This window comes from Mycolicibacterium fluoranthenivorans, assembly GCF_011758805.1.
Taxonomy (GTDB): domain Bacteria; phylum Actinomycetota; class Actinomycetes; order Mycobacteriales; family Mycobacteriaceae; genus Mycobacterium; species Mycobacterium fluoranthenivorans.
Genome location: NZ_JAANOW010000002.1, coordinates 276,242 through 298,958, shown reverse-complemented (window position 1 = coordinate 298,958; position 22,717 = coordinate 276,242). Strand labels below are relative to the sequence as shown.

Sequence of the window (22,717 nt, the reverse complement as noted above, 5' to 3'; positions counted from 1 at the left end):
TCATGTCGGTCACCGTGATCCTCGAATTGAAGTTCAAGCCCGAGTCTGTGGCGACGGCGCGGGAGGTCTTCGGCCGCGCGCTGAAAGACACCAGGGCATTCCCCGGCAACATCCGTACCGACGTGCTGGTCGACGAGACCGACGAAGGCCATTGGCTGATCTACGAACTGTGGGAGTCCGTCGAGGCCGACGAGGCGTACCGGGCGTTCCGGGCCGGCGAGGGCAAGCTGACCGAGGTGCCGTCACTGGTGGCCGCTCCCCCGGTCAAGAGCCGGTACACCACCAGCGACGTCTGACGAGCCGGTCACCCAGGCACCCTGACCGGAGTAGATATCCCGTCGCTTCGCTCGCCGCGACATCGAATCCCCGTCGCTTCGCTCGCCCGGGCGTTGAACCCGCGGCGCCCGCGCACCGTGTCCCCTACATCACCGTGCGACACACAGGGGGCCACACCATGCAGCGAACCATCAGCCTGCGCACCGATATCACCGCCACCGGATTGGCGGCCCTCACCGCAGCGGCGGTGGTGATCGCACCGATCGCCCCGGCCACGGCGCAGGCGTCCCTGCCTGCGGTCGTCCATGACATCCGACTGACTGCCGCATCGGTGCCGCCGGGCGCTCTGATCACCAGCTTCCTGCACAACCAGACCGTGTACTGCTCGATCATCTGTCCCCTGCTCGCCCAGACCGGGGTGACGGCCGTCTCCACCGCATTGCGGGCACCGGGAACTTTTCTGGCCGCATTGTCCGCGGGTGACGTGTTGAAGGCCATCGGTGCCGCGGCCGCGTCGGTGACCGGGCCGACCGAGGCCGCCGCGCAGCAGGCCATCGACGCGGACGCCGCGATTCCCGCCCAGCGGGCGCTCAACGCCTTCGAGGTCGGCGTCGTCGGCCTGCTCAACGTGCTGCCGGCCGTCCAGGATGGGCTGCCCGGGATCGCGACAGCGCTGCAGAAAGCCCGGCAGGACACCTTCGACGCGCTCAACCTGCCGTTCGTGCCGAACCCGACCCCGACGGTGCAACCGCACGGCGTCTTCCAGGTCGCGGTGGTGGGCGGCATCAATGTGGTTGCCGCCGTGATCTTCCCGGCCTTCAACGACGTCCTCGCCGGCATCTTCGAGGTGCCCGACGCGATGGCTCAGGAACTCGCGAAAACCGGCAATCCGGTGCGCGCACTCGCGGCCGGCATCAGGACCGCCGCCGGCGTGGTGGCCGCGGCGGGCAAGGTCATCACCCAGGCGGTCGTCACGGCGGTCCATGACGTGCGGGACGCTGCCGGCGCGCAGTCGGCCGGCACTAGCCGGGTGACGCCGACCACCGCGACCGCGATCACCACCCACGCGACGACACCGACGACCAAGACCCCCACGGCCACGGCGGCCCCCACGACCACGGCGGCGCCCAAGACCACCGCCGCACTGCACGAAGACAGCGGGCCGTCGGTCACCTCCGTCCCCAAGACGACCACGCATGCGCAGCCGAATCCGGTGCGCGACGCCGCGTCGAATCTGCGCCGCGCCGTGCACCATCTGGTCGAGAAGGTCACCCCCAAGCCGTCCGGCAAACCCGACAAGACCACCGACGAGGGCACGACCCACAAGGCCGGCGCACACGGCAAGTGAGGCGGCTCAGGAGGCGGCGGCCTCTTCGGCAGTCTCGGATTCGATGACCGTCTGGGCCGGGGCATTGCGCTCCCACAGCACCGCGCCCACGCACGCGGTCACCACCCATCCGGTGCCGATCACCCCGCACCAGGTCAGCAGCGCCATGGCGATACCGATCGGGCCGAACTCATCCCAGCCTTCGAGCAAGCGGGGGAAGAACATCCGCGCCGCGAGCGGCACCACGGTGCCGTCGATGACCACCCCGGCCAGTCCCGCCAGGACGAGGTACCGGCGCCCGCGGAATCCGTCTCGCACCAGCAACGCGGGCGTGGCAGTCCAGAAGATCCACACCGGTACCAGTGAGGCGACGAACCGCAGCGTGCGCAGACCCATGTGATGGTGGCCGCCGAACGCGATCCGTTCGCGGACGATCATCATCACCAGATACAGCGCGAACCACAGAACTCCGCGTCCCAGCTTGGCCACCCAGTCCAACTGTTCACGGCGCCAAGCCTTTGCAAAGATCCCGGCGATGGTCATCGACATCGGGATACCCCAGACCAGGAAACCCGCGACGCCGAGGAACGTCCAGCTCGAACGCAGTCCCGACGCACGGCCGAACACGGCGCGGACATGCTCGGTCATCGGCGACACCAGCCCCAGCTGCCGGCTGACCGCGGTGCCCGGGCTCGCATTGTCGGCGAACCCGGTCAGGTAGCTGAACCCCAGGATCATCAGCGGGATGACGGTGGTGAACAACTGCACCGACACCACCGCGCCCAAGGTGCCACCGTCGATCTCGGTGAACCGGGCGATGACCGCGGCGACGAGGCGCAGCTGGCGCATCTCGGCCAGCCTGCGGTAGCGGTCCTCGAGCCGACGGCGCACGGCCAACGGATCGCTGTGCGCATTCATCCCCAGCAGGCTAGCCGTCCGCCCCGCGGCAGTACCCGGTCCACAGCATCCTCACATCCAGTCCGCAGCTGTCCGGCCTGGCCGAATCGGCCTCAGGTGTAGGTGCCCGCCGACGCGGGTACAGGCCCTTTAATCCTGTGCCGACGTCCTCGCCGGAGCCGGCCCGTCAGAAAGTGATGGATATGCGACTGCTTGCGGCCTTGCTCGCCGCCGTAGTCGTGTTCGCCTCCACGGCGTGTGCACCGGGCCGGCGCGTCGACCTGGGCCAGGACTCCGGCAACCTCGTCGCCGCGATCTCCGGTGAACCCGACCAACTGGACCCCCAGAAGACCAGCGCGTACTTCTCGTTCGAAGTGTTGGAGAACGTCTTCGACACCCTCGTCGAACCCGGTGCCGACCTCGTCATGCGTCCGGCGCTGGCGCAGTCCTGGGAGACGTCGGCGGACCAGCTGGTGTGGACGTTCCATCTGCGCCCCGGGGTCACCTTTCACGACGGCAGCCCGCTGCGGGCGGCGGACGTCGTCTACTCCTATCGCCGCATCATCGACGGCAAGCTCGCCAATGCCGACAAGTTCAGTGCCGTCACCGACGTCAGTGCGCCAGATGACCACACGGTGCGCCTCACGGTGGCACATCCGACGCCGAACCTGCTGACCAATCTCGGCGGGTTCAAAGGGATGGCGATCGTGCAGCGGCGCAATGTCGAGGACGGCCAGATCGCCACCCATCCGATCGGCACCGGGCCGTTCTCCTTCGTCAGCCAGAAGAGCGGCGACTCCCTCGTCCTGCGCGCCAACCCGCGGTACTGGGGTGGGGCCCCGCGGATTCCCGGGGTGACATTCCGATTCATCAGCGAGACATCGACCGCCTTGTCCGCACTGCAGGCCGGTGAAATCGACTGGACCGACGCGGTTCCCGCGCAGCGCGTCAGCCAATTACGCAACGACGACTCGGTTCACCTTGCCGTGGAACCCAGCAACGACTACTGGTATCTGGCACTGAATACGGCCCGCCCACCGTGGAACGACGTGCGGGTACGCCAGGCCGTCGCGTATGCGCTGGACCGGTCCTCGATCGTGCAGGCCACCAGTTACGGCACGGCACAGGCGAATCAGCTGGCGATACCGCAGGGCAACCCCTGGTTCACGCCCTACAACCGGTACGGCCACAACCTGGACAAGGCCAGGCAGTTGTTGCAGCAGGCCGGTGCGGCACCGAAGACGATGGACCTGCTGGTCACCAGCGAGTACCCGCAGACCGTCACCGCCGCCCAGGTGATCGCCGCCAACCTCGAGCCCCTGGGTATCGGCGTGACCATCCGCACCGTCGACTTCGCCACCTGGCTCGACGAGCAGAACAGCGGGCACTTCGACATGCTGATGATGGGCTGGCTGGGCAATATCGACCCCGACGACTTCTACTACGCCCAGCACCACACTGGCGGCACCAGCAACGCACAGAAGTTCTCCGACCCGCGCGTCGACGCGCTGCTCGATGCGGGCCGGACCGAGACCGACCAGCAGGCGCGCAAGGACGATTACGCCCGAGCCGCCACCCTGATCGCCGATGAGGTGAGCTATATCTACCTGTACAACCCCGCCGTCCTGCAGGCGTGGACGCCGAACCTCACCGGGTATGAGGCCCGTCGCGACAAGGCCATCCGATTCCGCAGCGCCGTCCTGCACGCCGGTGGTGACCGCCCGTGACGATCCTGAAGTTCCTGGCCCGCCGGCTGGCCTATTCGCTGGTGGTGCTGGTCGGCGTGGTCATCGTGGTGTTCGCGCTGGTGCATCTGGTGCCCGGCGATCCGGTGCGCATCGCACTCGGAACCCGTTACACCCCAGCGGCTTACGACGCACTGCGGCAGGCCAGCGGACTGGACCAGCCGTTGGTCAGCCAATTCTTCGGCTATCTCGGGCATGCCGCCACCGGCGATCTGGGCGTGAGCTTCCGCAACGGCGACCCGGTGACCCTGGTGCTGCTGGAACGGTTGCCGGCCACGGTGTCACTCGCTGCCGTCGGCATCGTCGCGGCCCTGGCGATCGCGCTGCCCGCCGGCATCTACGCGGCCTTGCGGGAAGGCAGGCTCAGTGATGCGATCGTCCGCGTCACAAGTCAATTCGGGGTGTCGGTGCCCGATTTCTGGCTGGGCATCCTGCTGATCTCGCTGTTCTCCACGGCGCTGGGCTGGCTGCCCACCTCGGGTTACCGGCCGCTGTTCGACGACCCCGGCGGCTGGCTGCGGCACGTGATCCTGCCCGGGTTGACCGTCGGCCTGGTGGCCGCGGCGATCATGACCCGCTACGTCCGCTCGGCCGTACTGGAGGTGGCAGCCATGGGCTATGTCCGTACCGCCCGCTCGAAAGGCCTTGCGCCCCGGGTGGTGACGATGCGTCATACCGTGCGCAACGCGCTGGTCCCGATCCTCACGATCACCGGCATCCAGTTGGCGACCATCCTCGGCGGGGTCATCGTCGTGGAGGTGGTGTTCGCCTGGCCGGGCCTGGGCCGGTTGGTGTACAACTCGGTGGCCGCGCGGGACTATCCGGTGATCCAGGGCGCGGTGCTGCTGATCGCGGTGCTGTTCCTGGCGATCAACCTGCTCGTCGACCTGTTGTACGCCGTCGCCGATCCGAGGATCCGGCTGTCATGACCGACCCGGTGTTCGACGAGCGCGTCACGACGTGGCGGCTGCTGGCCGGCAATCCCGTCACCGTCATCAGCGCGGGAATCATGCTCGCCGTCCTCGTGATCGCGCTGACCGCATCCTGGATCACGCCGTACGGAGTCAACGATGTGGACGTCCCGGTGGCGCTGCGCCCACCGAGTGGCGCGCACTGGTTCGGCACCGACGAATTGGGGCGCGACGTGCTGTCCCGGGTGTTGGTCGCGGTGCAGGCATCCATGAAGGTGGCCGTGATCAGCGTGGCATTCGCGGCGGTCGTCGGTGTCACTGTCGGGGTGCTCGCCGGGTATCGCGGTGGCTGGCTGGACACCGTGGTCATGCGTGTCGTCGATGTGATGTTCGCGTTCCCGGTGCTGTTGCTCGCCCTGGCGATCGTCGCCGTCCTCGGGCCCGGGCTCACCACGACGATATTGGCGATCGGGGTCGTCTACACACCGATCTTCGCCCGGGTGGCGCGGGCCAGCACCCTCGCCGTGCGGGTCGAGCCGTATGTCGCGGTCTCGCGCACCATGGGCACCGGTTCGGGGTTCATCCTGGCGCGGCACATCCTGCCCAACATCACCGGTCCGCTGATCGTCCAGACATCGCTGTCCCTGGCGTTCGCCATCCTGTCCGAGGCGGCGCTGTCGTTCCTGGGCCTGGGTCTGCAGCCGCCGCAGCCTTCCCTGGGCCGGATGATCTTCGACTCCCAGGGTTTCGTCACACTGGCGTGGTGGATGGCGGTGTTCCCCGGTGCCGCCATCTTCGTCATCGTCCTGGCCTTCAACCTGCTCGGCGATGGCTTCCGCGATGTGCTGGATCCCAAGCAGCGCACCATGATCGAGGCCCGGAGACGCTCATGACCGAACCGGTGTTGTCCGTGCGCGATCTGGCCGTGCGCATCGGCCGCAAGGAGATCGTCCGCCGGGTGTCGATGACCGTCGAGCGGGAACAGACCCTCGGGATCGTCGGTGAATCCGGATCAGGCAAGTCGATGACGGCGCTGGCCGCCACGGGCCTGCTCGACGCACCCGGCGCGACCGTCTCCGGGTCCAGTGTCCTTGCCGGAGAACATGAACTCGTCGGCGCCTCGGCACGGGCCCTGCGCCAGGTGCACGGCGCGCGGATCGGCTTCGTCTTCCAGGATCCCGGGACATCCCTGAACCCCCTGCTGACGGTCGAACGGCAGATCACCGAATCGCTGCAGGCACACCGGCATCAGACGCGCAGACAGGCCCGTGTCCGGGCGCTGGAACTGCTGGAGGCGGTGAGCCTGACCGAACCGCAAGACCGGTTGTACAGCTACCCGCACCAGCTCTCCGGCGGGCAGCGGCAACGGGTGATGATCGCCATCGCGCTGGCCTGCGATCCGGAACTGCTGATCGCCGACGAACCGACCACCGCACTGGACGTCACGACGCAAGCGCAGATCATCACACTGGTCCGGGACCTGCAGCGCGACTTCGGTACCGCCGTGGTGTGGATCAGTCACGATCTCGGCGTCATCGGCGAGGTGGCCGACACGGTCACCGTGCTGCACGGCGGCACGGCGGTCGAGCAAGCGCCCGTCGATGAGGTCTTCGCCGAACCCCGCGCGGCCTATACCCGCGAATTGCTCAGGGCCCGTCCGGTACTGGGTGGCGACGGCCCACCAGCCGCGGCGACCGATTCGGGCACTCTCTTGGACGTCGACGGTCTCGACGTGCGGTTCCCGGTGACCACCCCGACCGGCCGGTCGGTGGTCCACGCGGTCAAGGATCTGTCGTTCCGGATCCGCCGCGGCCACACCCTGGGTCTGGTGGGTGAATCCGGGTCCGGAAAGTCCACCGTCGCCGCCGCGCTCACCGGCCTGGTGAGCCCCGACGCCGGTCGTGCGCTGCTCGACGGTACCGATGTGTTCCGGGTGCGGGGTTCCCAGCGGACGTCGGTCCGGCGCCGTATCAGTGTCGTGATGCAGGATCCGTTCGCCTCGCTGAACCCGCGCATGCCGGTGGGGACTTCGATCGCCGAACCGCTCGTCGTGCACCGGCTGGCCGCCAACCGGAAGGCGCGCGAGGCCAGGGTCGGTGAGTTGCTCGGTGCCGTCGGCCTGGCGGCGTCGTTCGCCTCCCGCTATCCGCACGAACTCTCCGGCGGACAACGTCAGCGGGTGAACATCGCCCGGGCGCTGGCCGTGCAGCCCGAATTGCTGATCCTCGACGAGGCCACCGCATCGCTGGACGTGTCGGTGCAGGCCAAGGTGCTCGACCTGCTGCTCGAACTCCAGCGGGACCTGGGCCTGACCTACCTGTTCATCGGGCACGACCTGGCGGTCATCGAGCGGCTGAGCCACGATGTGCTCGTGCTACGAAGCGGCGAGGCGGTCGAATACCGGCCCGCCGCAGATCTTTTCGCCGCACCCGAACACGAATACACCCGCGCGCTGCTGGCCGCGGTTCCACCGGATCGGTTGGCTCGTGCCTGATCACACCTACTGGAATCACAACTCCGCGTACCACAAGTGGCTGGTCCGGATCGCCGCCGAACACGCCGGGGGTGTGCTCGACGTCGGCTGCGGCGAGGGCCTGCTGGCCCAGCGGCTGGCACCGGTGGCTCGGAGCGTGACGGCCATCGACCCCGACCCCGCCGCGATCGCGCGCGCCCGGGCTCGCCTTGACTCGCTGCCGAACGTGACCGTGACCGAAACCTCGTTCGAGGCCTTCGATCCCGGCCCGCAACGGTTCGGTGTCATCACCTTCGTGGCCACCTTGCACCACATGGACCTGCGCGCGTCGCTGACCAAGGCCCGCGATCTGCTGGCACCACACGGCACCCTCGCCGTCGTCGGACTGGCCCCCAACCACACCCTCGGTGACTGGGTCGCTGCCGGGCTGCGGTTGCCCTTGGTCCGGGCGGCCGGCGTGCTGCACCGCGAGACCCGTGACATCGGCGTGGCGGTCGCCGAACCCCGCGAGACACTGAGCGAGATCCGGCGTACCGCCGCGCAGATTCTGCCGGGCGTATCCCTCCGCCGCGGCCTGTACTACCGCTATCTGCTGCGCTGGTCCAACGTCTGAGCCGAGCTCACCAGCGATCGTGCCGGATGATCCCGGCCGCGTCGGGCATAAGGCTCATCCCGGTGTTGCCGGTTGTGCCCGGCATCGATGCCGACCAGCCGACACCCTCACAGACCAGATCGGTCGGCATGGAGACCTGGGTGGGCACGGGCACCCCGAGACCGCTGAGGTGCGGCATCGTGAGCTGCGGCGTCGGCAGCATCCCGGTCAGGCCGCCGGTCCCGGTCGGGGCTGCCAGCGACGGCTGCGGGACCAGATCGGCCATGAGGCCCGCGGCACCGGCCATCGGCGCCATCAGCAGACCGGGGATCGCCCCCGCGATCGCACCAGGCACCGCGCCGGCCACCGCACCGGGCACTGCGCCCGCGATGGCGCCGGGCACCGCGCCCGCGATCATGGCGCCCGGCAAGGCCGCCAAGGCACCGGCTGCGGGAGCCCCGCCCACCGCGGCACCGCCGCCGCCGGCGTTGACGGCGGGAGCCGTCACCGTCTGCGCGATACCCAACGCACCCGTGCTGGCCATCAGCGGTCCCACCGCACCGGTGGTCAGACCACCCGATGCCGTCGCACCACCACCGCCTGCACCAGCGGCTCCTGCGGCGCCACCGCCACCAGCGCCCGCGCCACCTCCGCCGCCACCGGCCGCAGCTCCGCCACCACCAGCGCCACCCGCACCACCGGCTCCGGCACCACCAGCGCCCGCGCCACCCGCGCCGCCACCACCGGCACCACCGGCCGCACCGCCGCCACCGCCACCTGCGCCGGCACCACCGCCGCCACCGGCACCGCCCGCAGCTCCGCCGCCTCCGGCACCACCACCTGCAGCTCCGCCACCCCCGCCGGCTCCTTCGCCACCGATCACGGCCGCGGCAGGCACCGCCGCGTCACCACCACCGACGGCAGCCGCAGGGGCGCCCCCGACGCCCGCAGCCGGCACCACCGCAGCGGCATCCGGCACCGGAGCCGCTGCTGCGCCCGGCGGCACGACCGCAGCCGCCGGTTCGACGACACCCGCCGGGGGGCCACCGATCGCGGGCGCTCCGGCTCCGGCACCGGGCGCACCGACCGCGGCCTCGGGCACCGCCGCAGAGTTGAGTCCTGTCGTCGCCATCAGCGGGCCGAAGGAACCGGAGTCCAGCAGCACCGGGGCACCTGCATCCGCCGGAGCGGCAGCCCCGGCCGGCATCTCACCCGTGATGGGTGCACCGGCACCGGTCGGCACACCTGCCGCGGTCGCCACCGGAGCGCCACCTGCGGCTCCGCCGCCCGCTCCTTCACCACCGCCACCGCCGGCCCCGGCTCCACCACCGCCGCCGGCTCCGGCTCCACCACCGCCGCCTGCACCTCCTGCGCCACCGGCGCCACCGGCGCCGGCACCTCCACCAGCTCCGGCACCTTCGCCACCAGCTCCAGCGCCACCAGCACCACCACCGGCTCCGCCTGCGCCGCCGGCGGCAGCACCTTCCCCACCAGCTCCAGCGCCGGCACCACCCGCTCCGCCACCGGCCGCGCCACCGCCACCAGTGCCACCGCCACCGCCGACCGCGGCACCCTCACCGCCGACGACACCGGCCGCCGGCACCATGGCCGCAGCCTCCACCGGAGCCCCGACCGCAGCCGACTCGCCGCCCACTGCAACCGCCGGAACCCCGGCACCCGCAGCACCAGCCGCCGCGGCCGCCAGGGGCGCCGCCGCGATCGCCGCACCCGTACCCGCGCCCGCAGCGCCACCGGCCGCCGCGCCGCCGGCAGCACCGACCGCGCCACCCGTCACGCCTCCCGCAATGGCTCCGGGCACCGCCGCAGCGACCGCTGCCGGGACGGCCGCAGCCGCAGCACCGGGTCCGCCGCCGCCGACCGCAACACCCGGCGCAGACACCTCGACCGGGGGCGCCGACACCTCGACCGGAGGCACAGCGACCTCGACGGGCGGGGCTGCCACCGCGACCTCTGCCGGAACCGAGACGGCACCGCCGGTGCCACCACCTGCTGCGCCGCCACCCGCGACACCGCCGCCACCGCCACCGCCACCTTCGACGACAGCGGCCGCGGGCACTGCGGCGCCCTCCACAGCGCCGCCACCGGCCGCGCCACCTCCGGCGCCACCACCTGCAGCTCCACCAGCTTCACCGCCCGCAGCACCACCGCCGCCCGCAGCAGCGCCACCGCCACCTGCGCCACCGGCGGCACCGCCACCGCCGGCACCTTCGCCGCCACCGACCGCCGCCACGGGCGCAGCCGCACCGCCGCCGCCTGCTCCGGCTCCGGCTCCGGCTCCTTCACCGCCGATGACTGCCGCTGCCGGGGCCACCGCTTCGCCGCCCACCGCCGCCGGAACCATCGCTTCGGCGACGGGCGCGCCGGCCGCACCTGCGGCAGGCGCCACCGCCGCGGCATCGGCGATCGGCGCACCGGCAGGTCCGGCCGCGCCGGCCGCGTCCGCGATAGGTGCACCGGCGGTGGCGGCAGCTTGAAGTACCTCACCGTTGAGTGCACCGGCAGCACCGCCACCCGCACCTTCGGCGCCGCCAAAGGGGGCCGCGCCCGCCGCCGGCGCGACCGCGCCTGCCGGCACGCCGCCTGCATCGGCGATCGGCGCTGCCAGCGGAGCGCCACCAGCGGGCACACCCGCAGCCGGAACGATCGGGGCACCGGCGGGGAGGGGAAGGCCTTCGGCCAACGGGGCTCCGGCGGCGACGGGAGCGCCACCGGCAGCGGGAACACCGCCGGCGAGACCGACCGGCGCGCCCGCACCACCGGCGCCACCGACCGGGGCACCGCCACCAGCCGCACCAGCCACCGGCGCACCGCCACCAGCCGCGCCGGCCACCGGGGCACCGCCGCCCACTGCACCAGCGGCAGGAGCGCCACCACCGCCGGCAGCTGCGACCGGCGCGGTTCCGGCCACGCCGTTGGCAGCTCCAGCAGGCGGGATCACCACAGGCGGGGTACCGGCCCCGGTGAACGGGGCCGCCAAACCAGTCATCGCCTGACCAGCGTCAGGAGGGGTGGCCGCGGCTTGCTGCACCATGCCGACGCATGGCACACCCGGACTTGTCTTCACCATCGGCTGCGCGTCCGCGGTCGCGCTGAGCGCGAGCGAGGGCGAGCACAACGCGACCGTCGCAACAATGCTGACGGTCAACCGATTCGACTTACTACGCATGTTCTCCCCAAGTCCGTATTTGACGCCGGAGTCAAGGTTGAAGGTAAGTCCCACCTGTGTAATTTCCATGTTCGACAGATTCGACGGTTACCGATCCGATACGAAGGCGAGCTGACGCTGTGACAGTGCTGCGAACGCCCTCCTACGCCGGCGCGAAAGGCCGCTGACGGCGGCCGGTCGACACGGTCGTAGCCTGAGCCCATGTCCGATCTCGTGCTTGTCGACATTGCCGATCGTGTCGCCACCATCACCGTCAACGACCCCGACCGGCGCAACGCGGTGACCGCCGACATCTCACGCGCCCTGCGCGCCGCCGTGTCGGCGGCCGAAGCCGATGCGAGTGTGCATGCCGTGATCGTGACCGGCGCCGGCAAGGCGTTCTGCGCAGGCGCGGACCTGACCGCCCTCGGAGCAGCCGCCGAAGACGGCCTGCGGGTGATTTACGACGGGTTCCTCGCCGTCGCCAACTGCACACTGCCCACCATCGCCGCGGTCAACGGCGCGGCGGTCGGCGCCGGCCTCAACCTCGCGCTGGCCGCGGATGTGCGGATCGCCGGTCCCGCGGCACTGTTCGACCCACGCTTCCAGAAGCTGGGCATCCACCCGGGCGGCGGCGCCACCTGGATGCTGCAGCGCGGTGTCGGCCCCCAGGTGGCCCGTGCCGCACTGCTTTTCGGCAAGCGCTTCGATGCCCAGGACGCCGTGCGCTACGGTCTGGCGCTCGAGCTGGCCGACGATCCGGTGGCCGCCGCCCGCGAGCTCGCCGCCGGCCCGGCCGACGCACCGCGCGAGGTGGTACTCGCCACCAAGAAGTCCATGCGGGCCACCGCCAACCCGGGCTTCCTCGACACCGACCAGCACGCGCTGGCGGTGGATATCGAGATCACGCCGCAGGCACGCTCGATCGAATCACCGGAATTTCAGAGCCGACTGGCCGCCGCCAAGAACAGGTGACTACAGATCGGCCAGCGCCAGTTCCGGCGTCTCGACCAACTGCATGAGCTCGCGGAGGAATTCCGCCACCTGCGCCCCGTCGGCGATTCGGTGGTCGAACGCCACGGTCAGGGACATGGTCGGACGCGCCACCACAGCGCCGTCGACCACCACCGCGCGCGGCTTCAGCGAACCCATCCCCAGGATGGCCGCCTCCGGATAGTTGATCACCGGCACGCCTTCGTCCAAACCCAGCGCACCGAAGTTCGACACCGTGAACGTCGATCCCGTCAGCTCGGCCGGGCGCAGGCTCCGGCCGCGGGCTCCCTCGATCAGCCGCGTCACCTCGGCGGCCAGTGACCGAGTGGTTCGGGTCTGCGCGTCGGTGACGACGGGCACCAACAGGCCGCGCGTCGTCGCCACCCCGACACCGAGATGGACCGACTGATGCCGATGCAGGCGAGGACCGTCCGCGGTGTCCACCCAGGTCGAGTTCATCAGCGGGTGATTCCGCAACGCCACCGTCAGCAGACGCAGCGTCAGTACGAACGGGGTGACCTGCAATCGCTCGGCCACCCGCAGCAGCGCCGTCCCGTCGACCACGACGGTGGCATGCGCATCCGGAATTTTGGTGCGCGACAAGGTCATCCGCTTGGCCATCTCGACCTGCACACCGTTGGGCGCCACGATCTCGGGGTGCGTCGTCACCGCCAGCACGTCTTGCCGGGTGATGACACCGTTGCGGCCCGTCGGCGCGACAGAGCTCAGGTCAACGCCCGACTCGCGGGCCAGTTTCCGGGTGGACGGTTTGGCCCGGGCTCGCCGGGACCTGTCCAGTTGGTCGTCTGCGCCCGAACCCACCAGCACCGCGCCCGACGACTCCCCGTCGGTTCGTTCGCCCGCCGGTGGCGGTGGCGGGTCGCTGCGCTCGCCCGCCGGTGGCGGTGGCGGCGGTCCCCCGTCGCTTCGCTCGCCTGAAGAGACCGGCCCGTCGAATCGCACCAGCAACGCACCGACGTCGAGCGTGTCACCGACGTCGCCGCCCAGTTCGGTCACCCGTCCCGCGTAGGGACTGGGGATCTCCACCTCGGCCTTGGCGGTCTCCAGCGTGCACAGCACCTGGTTCAACTCGACCACCTCGTCGACCGACACGGACCACCCGGTGATCGTGGCGTCCTCCAGGCCCTCGCCGAGATCGGGTACCCGGAACTCGAGAACCTGCGCATTCGTCACTGTGTCATCGCCCTCTCGATGCAGTCGAGCAACCGGTCCACACCCGGCAGCCACAACTTCTCCAGCCGGGCCGGTGGGTACGGGGTGTCGAAGCCGGTGGCCCGCAACACCGGTGCCTCCAGGTCGTAGAACAGTTCCTCGGACAGCCGGGCGGCCAGTTCGGCCCCGAAGCCCAAGGTGCGAGGCCCCTCGTGCATCACCACGCAGCGCCCGGTCCGGCGCACCGATTCGGCGATCGTGTCGAAATCAAGGGGATTCAGCGTGCGCAGATCGACCACCTCCACACTGCAGCCCTGGTCGGCGGCGATCTCGGCGGCGTTGCACGCGACGTCCACCAACCCGCCGTAGGTGACCACCGTGATGTCCTCGCCAGGTCGGCGGACGGCTGCCCGTCCGAACGGCAGGGGCGGCACCACCGTGTCTACCGAGCCGCGCGTCCAGTACCGGCGCTTGGGCTCCAGATAGATCACCGGGTCTCGGGAGCTGATTGATTGGCGCAGCAGCCAATACGCATCCGACGGTGTGGACGGCACCGCCACCTTCAGGCCGGCGGTGTGCAGCCACCAACTCTCGGTGGATTCCGAATGATGTTCCACCGCACCGATTCCCCCGAACGACGGGATGCGCAGGGTGACGGCCATCTGCACGTCACCGTGAGTTCGCATTCGGTACTTGGCCAACTGGCTGACGATCTGGTCGAAGGCGGGCGCCGAGAATCCGTCGAACTGGAGTTCCGGCACCGGCACGAACCCGCGTAGTGCCATCCCGATCGAGATACCGATGATCGCGGATTCGGCCAGCGGAGTGTCGAAACACCGTTGTTGACCGAAGGTTTCGGCCAGTCCTTCGGTGACCCGGAACACCCCGCCCAAGCGCGCGACATCTTCGCCGAAGACGAGCACCCGGTCATCGGCGGCCATCGCGTCATGCAGCCCGAGATTGATCGCCTGCGCCATGGACAGGGTCAACAGGGACGGCCGAGATTCGGGGGTGTCATCACCGTGCGTCGGCGGTCGCTCGATGATCTGTGTCATTTCGCTCCTTCCGTCCGCGGCGTCATCTAGGACTCCTTTCCGAGCTCGACGAGTAACTCGTCGCGCTGCCGGGCCAGTTCCGGCGTGATGTCGTGGTAGACGGTGTCGAACACCTCCGCGATATCAGGGTCTGGGGTGCCGATCACCGCGTCCCGCAAATCCGTACGCATCCGCGCCGCCCGACCCGCAACCCGTTCGGAGAGCCGGTCGGTCAGCACACCGGCCGACCGCAGGTAGGTGGCATACCGGGCGATCGGGTCCCGCCCCGCCCACTCCTCGACGTCGGAGTCGGGGCGGTACCGGGTGGGATCGTCGGAGGTGGTGTGCGGCCCCATCCGGTAGGTGATCGCTTCGATGAACGTCGGACCACCACCCTCGCGGGCCCGCTGCGCGGCCTCGGACATCACCGCAAAGCACGCCAGGACATCGTTGCCGTCCACCCGCACCGCGGGCACACCGTAGCCCGCGGCCCGGTGCGCGAGCGAGGTCGCACCATGCTGGTGGCTGACCGGGGTGGAGATGGCGATCTGGTTGTTCTGGATGAAGAACACGACGGGCACCCGGTATACCGACGCGAAATTCAGCGCCTCGTGCGCGTCGCCTTCGGAGGTGGCACCGTCCCCCATGAACAACGCGGTCACCGAGTCCTCACCGAGGCGCTGAGCGGCCATCGCCGCGCCGACCGCGTGCGGGGCATGGGCACCCATCTGGATGGAGATCGGCGCACAGTTCTTGTCGGTGAAGGACGTGCCGCCGTGCCACGATCCACGCCACACCGAGCCCACTTGAGCGGGCGTGATCCCTCTCGCGAGAAAAACACCGAGCTCCCGGTATTGCGGAAACAACCAATCCGTCTTGCGCAGGCAAGCTGCCGCACCGACCTGGGCGGCCTCCTGGCCGCGGCAGGACGCGTACAGCGCCAACTCACCCTGACGTTGCAGATTGATGAGCTCGATATCGATCTCGCGGGTCAGCACCATCAGCTCGTAGAGCCAGCTCAGTGTTTCCGCCGGCAGGTCACGCCGGTACCGTTCCTCGGACGTGGCGGAGCCGTCGGCAGCAACCAACCGCACGGTCTCGAAATCATCCGCCATACCGCCTCCTTCAGGTGACTGCATGTTAGGCCGTCAGCCCACGAGGTGCTCAGTACTGTGACGGTCGGCCAGACCCACGGGATGACAGGGTACCGGCGAACTTCAGCCGGGAGGTGCAGTTGGCCCGACGTTCCGTTCTGTCCATCGCAGCACTGGGGTAGCTACCAGTATGCGCCGGGATCAGCTTCGGCCGCCGACACCGCCCGGTCACGCATTCGAGGCGTGTCGGAATGTCACGCAGCGGGGTACCCGGGCGAAGTCAGTGTGGCGGCGCCAGCGCGACGATCCGCTCGGCGCGCCGCAGTACCGGCGCGTCGACCATCGTTCCGTCGAAGGCGAAGGCACCCCGCTGGTCGGCCGCGGCGGCCAATACCTGCCGCGCCCAGTCGACCTGCTCGGCCGACGGGGCGTAACCGTCCCGGATCACCGGCACCTGGTTCGGGTGCAGCGCCACCTTGATATCGAAGCCGACGGCCACCGCGTCATCGGTCTCCCGGCGCAAGCCGTCGAGATCCTTGATGTCGATGTACACCGAATCGAGCGCCAGCTTGCCGAAAGCCTTGGCCGCCAGCAGTGACTGCGACCGGACATGGTTCGCCACCCCGCGGTAGGTGCCGTCCGGGAAACGGTTGGCCGTCCCGCCCAGCGACCCGAACAGGTCCTCCGCACCCCACATCACGCCGACGGTGTTGGACACCGCCGCGGTCTCGGCGACCTTCAGCGCGCCGAGCGGGGTCTCGATGATCAGCACCACGTCCAGCGGTGCCAGCGCGCTCACCTGCTCGGCGGCCTCACATTTGGGCAGCATGACGGTGGTGTAGCCGGTGCGCTTGAGCGCTTCCAGGTCCAGCCGCTGGTCGTCGCTGCCGTGCGGGTTGATCCGCACGACGGTGCGCGCGGGGTCCAGCGGAGTGTTCACCACCGCCTCGCGGGCCCCCGGCTTGTCGCCGGCGCCGTCTTCCAGATCGAGGATGACGATATCGGCGGACGCCGCGGCCTTCGCGAAACGTTCCGGGCGATCAGCCGGGCAGAAGATCCACGCCGGTCCGACGTTGTCGAGCATCAGGCCTCCTGAGGCTTCTTGCGGACCATGGTCTTGCGCGATGCGGTGGCGACGATAGCGCCGTGCTGGTTGCGCCCGGTATGAGCGAACGTGACGATCCCTTCGCCCGGGCGGCTCTTGGACTCGCGCTTTTCGACGACCTCGGATTCCGCGTAGAGCGTGTCGCCGTGGAACAGCGGCTTCGGGAAGGCGATCTCGGAGAATCCGAGGTTGCCGACGATGGTGCCCTGGGTGAGCTGGGTGACCGACAGCCCGACCAGGGTGGACAGGGTGAACATCGAGTTCACCAACCGCTGATGGAACGGGGGTTGCGCCTCCGAGAACGCGGCATCCAGGTGCAGGGCCTGGGTGTTCATGGTCAACGTGGTGAACAGGACGTTGTCGGCTTCGGTGATGGTGCGACCGGGCCGGTGCAGGTAGAGCACGCCGGTCTCGAACTCCTCGTACCAGAGGCCGCGCTGCTCGACGACTTTCCTGGGTCCGGTTTCTCCCGTCACAGGCCGAGCTCCCGCCCGATCAGCATGAGCTGCACTTCGGTTGTCCCTTCGCCGATCTCGAGGATCTTGGAGTCCCGGTAGTGCCGAGCGACGGAGTATTCGTTCATGAAGCCGTAGCCGCCGAAGATCTGGGTGGCATCGCGGGAGTTGTCCATCGCGGCCTCGCTGGCGACCATCTTGGCCACCGACGCGGCCTTCTTGAACGGCTTGCCGGACAGCATCAGTGCGGCCGCGTCGTAGTACGCGGTGCGGGCGACGTGTGCACGGGCCTCCATCCGGGCGATCTTGAAGGCGATGGCCTGGTAGGTGCCGATCTTGGCGCCGAACGCCTCCCGCTCGTGGGCGTACTTCACGCATTCGTCCACGCAGCCCTGCGCCGCGCCGACCGACAGCGCGGCGATGGCGATCCGGCCTTCGTCGAGGATGCGCAGGAAATTGGCGTAGCCGCGGCCCCGCTCACCGAGCAGGTTCTCGGCGGGTACCCGGACGTCGTCGAAACTGAGCGGGTGGGTGTCCGAGGCGTTCCAGCCCACCTTGTTGTAGGCAGGCTCCGCGGTGAACCCCTTGGTGGGCACCGGCACCAGGATGGACGAGATCTCCTTCCTACCGCCGGGAGCCTCCCCCGTGACCGCCGTGACCGTCACCAGCTTGGTGATATCGGTGCCGGAGTTGGTGATGAACTGCTTGGAGCCGTTGATCACCCAGGTGTCGCCGTCGAACTTCGCGGTGGTCTTGGTGGCCCCGGCGTCACTGCCGCCACCGGCCTCGGTCAACCCGAACGCGCCCAGCGCCTTGCCACTGGCCAGCAGCGGCAGCCATTCCTGCTTCTGGGCTTCGTTACCGAAGCGGTAGACCGGCATCGCACCGAGGGACACGCCGGCCTCCAGGGTGATCGCCACGCTCTGGTCGACCTTGCCGAGTTCCTCCAGGGCCAGACACAGCGCGAAGTAGTCGCCGCCCATGCCGCCGTACTCCTCGGGGAACGGCAGCCCGAAAAGGCCCATCTCCGCCATCCCGGCCACCGCCTCGTACGGGAACGAGTGCTCCTCGTCGTGTTTGGCGGCCACGGGGGCGACGACACTCTGGGCGAAGTCGCGGACGGTCTTGGCCAGTTGCGAATACTCGTCCGGCAGGCCCCCGGTGGACAGAAAATCGGTCATTGCTCGGTCTCCTTGATTGCAGCGATGATTCGGGCCAGTGGCTGGCCCACCTTGACCTGGTCGCCGACGGCGACGAGAAGTTCCACGACACCGTCCACCGGTGCGGACAACGCGTGTTCCATCTTCATGGCCTCGACGGTCACCACGACGGCGCCGGCGGCCACCGCCGCCCCGTCCTGGACTCCCAATGCGACCACCGCGCCCGGCATGGGGCTGAGCAGTTCGGCGTCGCCGGAGTGTTCGTCCTCGGGCCGCACCGGCGCCTCGCGCACCTCGTCCACCACCACGGTGCCGGCCGGCCCGGCCAGCCAGAGCTGGGTGCCGTCGGCGGCCACGACGTATTCGGTGCGTAGCCCGTCCACGGTGACGGTCAGGACGCGACCGGCCAAACCGGCTGTCACCGAATAGGTTCCACCGTCCTCGACGACTGCGGTACAGCTTCGTTCCTGGGGCGAGCGAAGCGACGGGGAAGACGGCAGGTCGCCGGTGATCCGCACGTGATCGATCCGCTCGCCCGCGCGCAACCGGAACACGCTCGGCGCCCGCTCCCCCGTGCGCCAGCCCGACGGCACCGACCAGAGGTTGTCGTCGGCGGCCGCCCAATGCCGCAACCACTGGTAGGCAGCCGCGGCAATCAGCTCACCGTCGCCGGCGGGGGTAGGCGCATAGTCCGGCAGCCGGCGGTCCAACAGGCCGGTATCCAACTGTCCGGCAACCACATCCGCATCGGCCAGCAGGAAGCGCAGGAAGTCGATGTTCGTGGTGACACCCAGCACCGCGGTCTGGGCCAGCGCCTGATCCAGGCCGCGCAGCGCACCGGCCCGATCCTCGGCGTGGGCGATGATCTTGGCGAGCATCGGGTCGTAGTCGCTACCGACGACGGTGCCCGCGTAGATCCCCGAGTCGACCCGGGTGCCTGTCGGTTCCACCACATCGAGCACCGTGCCGCCGGTGGGCAGGAAGCCGTTGGCCGGGTCCTCGGAGTACACCCGGGCCTCGATCGCGTGCCCGGTCAGCGTGACCTCGTCCTGGCTCAACGGCAGCTTCTCACCCGCGGCGATCCGCACCTGCAGCTCGACCAGATCCACACCGGTGACCAGCTCGGTGACCGGGTGTTCCACCTGGAGCCGGGTGTTCATCTCCATGAAGAAGAACTCGTCGGGCCGGTCGGCCGACACGATGAACTCGACCGTGCCTGCGCCGGTGTAGTCCACGCTGCGGGCGGTGTTGCACGCCGCCTCGCCGATCCTGGCCCGGGTGGCCGCGTCCAGCAGCGGAGAAGGCGCCTCCTCGATGACCTTCTGGTGCCGCCGTTGCAGACTGCACTCCCGTTCACCGAGATGGATGACGTTGCCGTGCCCGTCGGCGAGCACCTGGACCTCGATATGGCGGGGCCGCAACACGAATCGCTCCAGGAACAGGGTGTCGTCACCGAAGGCCGAGGCGGCTTCGCGGCGGGCACTGACCAACGCGGCAGGAAGTTCATCTGCGGAGTGCACCACCCGCATGCCCTTGCCGCCGCCACCGGCAGACGGCTTGACCAGAACGGGGAATCCCACATCGGGGGCGCCGGAGATCAGGTCGTCATCGGTGAGCCCGGGCCGCGAGATGCCCGGAACCACCGGCACCCCGAACGCCGAGACGGCCGCCTTGGCCGCGATCTTGTCACCCATGGTGCCGATCGCCCCGACGGGCGGGCCGATGAACACGATGCCCGCCGCGTGCAGTGCGGCTGCGAAATCGGCGTTCTCGGCGAGGAATCCGTACCCGGGGTGCACCGCCTGGGCGCCGGTGCGGACGGCGGCGCCGACGATGGCGTCGATGTCGAGGTAGCTCTGCCGGGCGGCGGCCGGGCCGATGCGCACGGCGACATCGGCCTCGGCGACATGGCGGGCGCCGGCGTCGGGATCGCTGTAGACCGCCACGGAGCGGATGCCCATGGCGCGCAGCGTGCGGATGACGCGGACCGCGATCTCACCGCGGTTGGCGACCAGAACGACGTCGAACATCCCGTCGCTGCGCTCGCCCTGAACGTCGAAAGTGGACATGCCCCTCACATCCTGAACACGCCGTAGGACACCGGCTCCAACGGAGCCTGTGCGACAACCGACAGGGCGAGTCCGACAACGGTTCTGGTGTCGGCCGGGTCGATGACCCCGTCATCCCAGAGCCGGGCGGTCGAATAGTACGGGTTGCCCTGGTGCTCGTACTGTTCACGGATCGGCGCCTTGAACGCCTCCTCCTGCTCGGGGGTCATGTCCCCACGCACCGTGGCCAGCACCGACGCGGCCTGCTCGCCGCCCATCACCGAGATCCGGGCATTGGGCCACATCCACAGGAAGCGCGGCGAATACGCTCGCCCGCACATGGAGTAGTTGCCCGCACCGTAGGAGCCGCCGATCACCACCGTCAGCTTCGGCACCCGCGCACAGGCCACGGCGGTCACCATCTTGGCGCCGTGTTTGGCGATACCGCCGGCCTCGTAGTCGCGGCCCACCATGAACCCGGAGATGTTCTGCAGGAACAGCAGCGGGGTGTTGCGTTTATCGCAGAGCTCGATGAAATGTGCACCCTTGACCGCGGATTCGCCGAAGAGCACCCCATTGTTGGCGATGATCCCGACGGGGTGGCCGTGGATACGGGCGAAGCCGGTAACCAGGGTGGTGCCGTATTCGGCCTTGAACTCGGCGAATTCGCCGCCGTCGACGATGCGGGTGACGACCTCGTGCACGTCGTAGGGCACCCTGGAATCCACCGGGACGACGTCGTAGAGCTCGGTCTGATCGGCCACCGCGTCGACCACCGGGCGCAGGTCCCACGGCGGATCCAGTCGCGGCCCGAGCGTGGACACGATCCGGCGCACGATGCGCAGCGCGTCGCGGTCGTCGTGGGCCAGATGGTCGGTGACACCGGAGGTCTTGGAATGCAGGTCGCCGCCGCCGAGTTCCTCTGCGGTGACGATCTCGCCGGTGGCCGCCTTCACCAGCGGTGGGCCGCCCAGGAAGATCGTGCCCTGGTTGCGCACGATGACGGCTTCGTCGCTCATCGCCGGCACATAGGCGCCACCGGCGGTACACGAGCCGAGCACCGCGGCGATCTGCGGGATACCCGCCGCGCTCATCGTGGCCTGGTTGAAGAAGATCCGGCCGAAGTGTTCGCGATCGGGGAACACCTCGTCCTGACGCGGCAGGAAAGCACCACCGGAATCCACCAGATAGAGGCACGGCAGCCGGTTCTGGGCGGCGATCTCTTGTGCGCGAAGGTGTTTCTTGACCGTGATCGGGTAGTAGGTGCCGCCCTTCACGGTGGCGTCATTGGCCACGATCATGCATTCGCGCCCTGACACCCGCCCGATGCCCGCGATCATCCCCGCCCCCGGGCAGTCGCCGTCATACATGCCGTCGGCGGCCAGCGGTGCGATGTCGAGGAAGGGGCTCCCGGTGTCGAGCAGACCGTCGACCCGGTCCCGGGGAAGCAGTTTGCCGCGGCTGACATGCCGCTCACGAGCCTTCTCGGAGCCGCCCAACGCGGCCGCGGCCAGCTTGGTGCGCAACTCACCCACCAGGGCGAGGTGCGCGTCGCGATGTGCCATCGCTGAACCCATTTCAGTTGAGTTAATGACGACTAACTCGTAGGATGTTAATCACGATTAACCCAAATGTCTACCGTCGGATTGAGGTGCGCATGACCAGCGAGACCCCGCGCAGCAGAGCCAAGTCCGACCGCCGGGATCAACTGATCGCCGCCGCGGAACGCCTGATCGCCGAGCACGGATATCTCGCGGTGCGCCTGGAGGACATCGGCGCGGCGGCCGGGGTCAGCGGTCCCGCCATCTACCGGCACTTCCCGAACAAGGAGGCGTTGCTGGTGGAACTCCTGGTCGGGATCAGCACGCGGCTACTGAACGGCGCCACCGACGTCGTCGCCGCCAACCCGCAGCCGCAGGACGCACTGAACGGGTTGATCGACTTCCACCTCGACTTCGCCCTCGGCGAGTCCGACCTCATCCGCATCCAGGACCGCGACCTGTCGCACCTTCCGGCCCCGGCCAAACGTCAGGTCCGCAAGGCCCAGCGACAGTACGTGGAGATCTGGGTCGACGTGCTGCGCCGGCTCGACGATTCCCTCGACGAAGCCGACGCCAGGCTGATGGCCCAGGCGGTGTTCGGGCTGCTCAACTCGACCCCGCACAGCGTCAAGACACCGACCCTCACCCACAGCTCCCGAACGGTGTTGCGGGCGATGACGGTGGCCGCGCTCGGGTCGTCGCGATCGTTGCTGTGACCAACGCGGTG

General features: G+C 69.4%; 22 protein-coding genes. 9 read left to right on the top strand and 13 right to left on the bottom strand.

All coding sequences use genetic code 11. The annotated features are described in order from the left end of the window. The first annotated feature begins 2 nt into the window (after positions 1 to 2). On the top strand, positions 3 to 296 hold the full coding sequence (locus tag FHU31_RS19530) for a putative quinol monooxygenase (protein ID WP_167161644.1): 294 nt from the start codon (positions 3 to 5) through the stop codon (positions 294 to 296). A 158-nt stretch (positions 297 to 454) separates the two neighbouring features. Continuing rightward, positions 455 to 1,624, top strand: coding sequence for a hypothetical protein (locus FHU31_RS19525; protein ID WP_167161642.1), 1,170 nt, complete (start codon positions 455 to 457; stop codon positions 1,622 to 1,624). Positions 1,625 to 1,630: 6 nt separating this feature from the next. Here the strand turns inward: FHU31_RS19525 and FHU31_RS19520 are convergent, their stop codons facing one another. Next, complete coding sequence (locus FHU31_RS19520) at positions 1,631 to 2,521, bottom strand: hypothetical protein (protein ID WP_167161640.1); 891 nt, start codon at positions 2,519 to 2,521, stop codon at positions 1,631 to 1,633. A 182-nt stretch (positions 2,522 to 2,703) separates the two neighbouring features. Between FHU31_RS19520 and FHU31_RS19515 the strand changes: the two genes are divergently transcribed. The 5 genes from FHU31_RS19515 to FHU31_RS19495 are packed head-to-tail and all read left to right on the top strand — an operon-like array spanning position 2,704 to position 8,242. Further along, positions 2,704 to 4,227 carry an ABC transporter substrate-binding protein gene (locus tag FHU31_RS19515; RefSeq protein ID WP_167161638.1) on the top strand — a complete coding sequence of 508 codons (1,524 nt, stop codon included), beginning with the start codon at positions 2,704 to 2,706 and terminating at the stop codon, positions 4,225 to 4,227. After that, positions 4,224 to 5,174, top strand: coding sequence for an ABC transporter permease (locus FHU31_RS19510; RefSeq protein ID WP_167161636.1), 951 nt, complete (start codon positions 4,224 to 4,226; stop codon positions 5,172 to 5,174). The genes FHU31_RS19515 and FHU31_RS19510 overlap by 4 nt, the downstream gene beginning before the upstream one ends. Next, on the top strand, positions 5,171 to 6,049 hold the full coding sequence (locus FHU31_RS19505) for an ABC transporter permease (protein WP_167161634.1): 879 nt from the start codon (positions 5,171 to 5,173) through the stop codon (positions 6,047 to 6,049). The genes FHU31_RS19510 and FHU31_RS19505 overlap by 4 nt, the downstream gene beginning before the upstream one ends. Further along, a complete protein-coding gene (locus tag FHU31_RS19500; RefSeq protein ID WP_167161632.1) occupies positions 6,046 to 7,650 on the top strand; it encodes a dipeptide ABC transporter ATP-binding protein in 1,605 nt (534 codons plus the stop codon). Before FHU31_RS19505 ends, FHU31_RS19500 begins: the two co-directional genes overlap by 4 nt. Next, positions 7,643 to 8,242: a class I SAM-dependent methyltransferase gene (locus FHU31_RS19495; RefSeq protein ID WP_167161630.1), complete on the top strand. Its 600-nt coding sequence runs from the start codon at positions 7,643 to 7,645 to the stop codon at positions 8,240 to 8,242. The genes FHU31_RS19500 and FHU31_RS19495 overlap by 8 nt, the downstream gene beginning before the upstream one ends. A 7-nt stretch (positions 8,243 to 8,249) precedes the next feature. Here the strand turns inward: FHU31_RS19495 and FHU31_RS19490 are convergent, their stop codons facing one another. The 4 genes from FHU31_RS19490 to FHU31_RS19475 all read right to left on the bottom strand — a co-directional run bounded on the left by FHU31_RS19490 (position 8,250) and on the right by FHU31_RS19475 (position 11,116). Then, positions 8,250 to 8,765 (bottom strand): hypothetical protein, encoded by a 516-nt coding sequence (locus FHU31_RS19490; protein ID WP_167161628.1) that lies wholly within the window; start codon positions 8,763 to 8,765, stop codon positions 8,250 to 8,252. A gap of 23 nt (positions 8,766 to 8,788) precedes the next feature. Then, positions 8,789 to 9,076: a hypothetical protein gene (locus FHU31_RS19485; protein ID WP_167161626.1), complete on the bottom strand. Its 288-nt coding sequence runs from the start codon at positions 9,074 to 9,076 to the stop codon at positions 8,789 to 8,791. 276 nt (positions 9,077 to 9,352) lie between these two features. Further along, positions 9,353 to 10,009 carry a hypothetical protein gene (locus FHU31_RS19480; RefSeq protein WP_167161624.1) on the bottom strand — a complete coding sequence of 219 codons (657 nt, stop codon included), beginning with the start codon at positions 10,007 to 10,009 and terminating at the stop codon, positions 9,353 to 9,355. A gap of 3 nt (positions 10,010 to 10,012) precedes the next feature. Continuing rightward, positions 10,013 to 11,116: a hypothetical protein gene (locus FHU31_RS19475; RefSeq protein WP_167161622.1), complete on the bottom strand. Its 1,104-nt coding sequence runs from the start codon at positions 11,114 to 11,116 to the stop codon at positions 10,013 to 10,015. A gap of 493 nt (positions 11,117 to 11,609) precedes the next feature. Between FHU31_RS19475 and FHU31_RS19470 the strand changes: the two genes are divergently transcribed. After that, entirely contained in the window at positions 11,610 to 12,362 is a 753-nt protein-coding gene (locus FHU31_RS19470) for an enoyl-CoA hydratase (protein WP_167161620.1), read from the top strand. Here FHU31_RS19470 and FHU31_RS19465 read toward each other — a convergent pair whose 3' ends face one another. From FHU31_RS19465 to FHU31_RS19430, 8 genes are all read right to left on the bottom strand, one after another. Next, complete coding sequence (locus FHU31_RS19465; protein ID WP_167161618.1) at positions 12,363 to 13,574, bottom strand: dihydrolipoamide acetyltransferase family protein; 1,212 nt, start codon at positions 13,572 to 13,574, stop codon at positions 12,363 to 12,365. It lies immediately after the preceding gene. Next, positions 13,571 to 14,608 carry an alpha-ketoacid dehydrogenase subunit beta gene (locus FHU31_RS19460; RefSeq protein ID WP_167161615.1) on the bottom strand — a complete coding sequence of 346 codons (1,038 nt, stop codon included), beginning with the start codon at positions 14,606 to 14,608 and terminating at the stop codon, positions 13,571 to 13,573. The genes FHU31_RS19465 and FHU31_RS19460 overlap by 4 nt, the downstream gene beginning before the upstream one ends. A gap of 26 nt (positions 14,609 to 14,634) precedes the next feature. Next, positions 14,635 to 15,702 carry a pyruvate dehydrogenase (acetyl-transferring) E1 component subunit alpha gene (gene pdhA, locus FHU31_RS19455; protein ID WP_167161613.1) on the bottom strand — a complete coding sequence of 356 codons (1,068 nt, stop codon included), beginning with the start codon at positions 15,700 to 15,702 and terminating at the stop codon, positions 14,635 to 14,637. Between the two features lie 259 nt (positions 15,703 to 15,961). Continuing rightward, the gene (locus FHU31_RS19450; protein ID WP_167161611.1) at positions 15,962 to 16,765 is read right to left on the bottom strand and encodes an HpcH/HpaI aldolase/citrate lyase family protein; all 804 of its coding nucleotides are present in this window, start codon (positions 16,763 to 16,765) and stop codon (positions 15,962 to 15,964) included. Continuing rightward, a complete protein-coding gene (locus FHU31_RS19445; protein ID WP_167161609.1) occupies positions 16,765 to 17,262 on the bottom strand; it encodes a MaoC family dehydratase in 498 nt (165 codons plus the stop codon). Before FHU31_RS19445 ends, FHU31_RS19450 begins: the two co-directional genes overlap by 1 nt. Next, positions 17,259 to 18,422 (bottom strand): acyl-CoA dehydrogenase family protein, encoded by a 1,164-nt coding sequence (locus tag FHU31_RS19440; protein WP_167161607.1) that lies wholly within the window; start codon positions 18,420 to 18,422, stop codon positions 17,259 to 17,261. Before FHU31_RS19440 ends, FHU31_RS19445 begins: the two co-directional genes overlap by 4 nt. Continuing rightward, positions 18,419 to 20,470, bottom strand: coding sequence for an ATP-binding protein (locus tag FHU31_RS19435; protein ID WP_234901529.1), 2,052 nt, complete (start codon positions 20,468 to 20,470; stop codon positions 18,419 to 18,421). Before FHU31_RS19435 ends, FHU31_RS19440 begins: the two co-directional genes overlap by 4 nt. 5 nt (positions 20,471 to 20,475) lie before the next feature. Further along, complete coding sequence (locus tag FHU31_RS19430; protein ID WP_409371158.1) at positions 20,476 to 22,014, bottom strand: carboxyl transferase domain-containing protein; 1,539 nt, start codon at positions 22,012 to 22,014, stop codon at positions 20,476 to 20,478. Positions 22,015 to 22,106: 92 nt separating this feature from the next. On the opposite strand from FHU31_RS19430, the gene FHU31_RS19425 reads away from it, so the two are divergent. Further along, on the top strand, positions 22,107 to 22,706 hold the full coding sequence (locus tag FHU31_RS19425; protein ID WP_167161602.1) for an SACE_7040 family transcriptional regulator: 600 nt from the start codon (positions 22,107 to 22,109) through the stop codon (positions 22,704 to 22,706). Positions 22,707 to 22,717: the final 11 nt, after the last annotated feature.

Coding starts and splice junctions, on each gene's coding strand:
- FHU31_RS19430 (WP_409371158.1), bottom strand. CDS start 22,014: ATGGCACATCGCGACGCGCACCTCGCCCTGGTGGGTGAGTTGCGCACC.
- FHU31_RS19490 (WP_167161628.1), bottom strand. CDS start 8,765: ATGGCCAGCACGGGTGCGTTGGGTATCGCGCAGACGGTGACGGCTCCC.
- FHU31_RS19460 (WP_167161615.1), bottom strand. CDS start 14,608: ATGACACAGATCATCGAGCGACCGCCGACGCACGGTGATGACACCCCC.
- pdhA (WP_167161613.1), bottom strand. CDS start 15,702: ATGGCGGATGATTTCGAGACCGTGCGGTTGGTTGCTGCCGACGGCTCC.
- FHU31_RS19530 (WP_167161644.1), top strand. CDS start 3: ATGTCGGTCACCGTGATCCTCGAATTGAAGTTCAAGCCCGAGTCTGTG.
- FHU31_RS19435 (WP_234901529.1), bottom strand. CDS start 20,470: ATGTCCACTTTCGACGTTCAGGGCGAGCGCAGCGACGGGATGTTCGAC.
- FHU31_RS19505 (WP_167161634.1), top strand. CDS start 5,171: ATGACCGACCCGGTGTTCGACGAGCGCGTCACGACGTGGCGGCTGCTG.
- FHU31_RS19450 (WP_167161611.1), bottom strand. CDS start 16,765: ATGCTCGACAACGTCGGACCGGCGTGGATCTTCTGCCCGGCTGATCGC.
- FHU31_RS19440 (WP_167161607.1), bottom strand. CDS start 18,422: ATGACCGATTTTCTGTCCACCGGGGGCCTGCCGGACGAGTATTCGCAA.
- FHU31_RS19515 (WP_167161638.1), top strand. CDS start 2,704: ATGCGACTGCTTGCGGCCTTGCTCGCCGCCGTAGTCGTGTTCGCCTCC.
- FHU31_RS19500 (WP_167161632.1), top strand. CDS start 6,046: ATGACCGAACCGGTGTTGTCCGTGCGCGATCTGGCCGTGCGCATCGGC.
- FHU31_RS19470 (WP_167161620.1), top strand. CDS start 11,610: ATGTCCGATCTCGTGCTTGTCGACATTGCCGATCGTGTCGCCACCATC.
- FHU31_RS19425 (WP_167161602.1), top strand. CDS start 22,107: ATGACCAGCGAGACCCCGCGCAGCAGAGCCAAGTCCGACCGCCGGGAT.
- FHU31_RS19525 (WP_167161642.1), top strand. CDS start 455: ATGCAGCGAACCATCAGCCTGCGCACCGATATCACCGCCACCGGATTG.
- FHU31_RS19520 (WP_167161640.1), bottom strand. CDS start 2,521: ATGAATGCGCACAGCGATCCGTTGGCCGTGCGCCGTCGGCTCGAGGAC.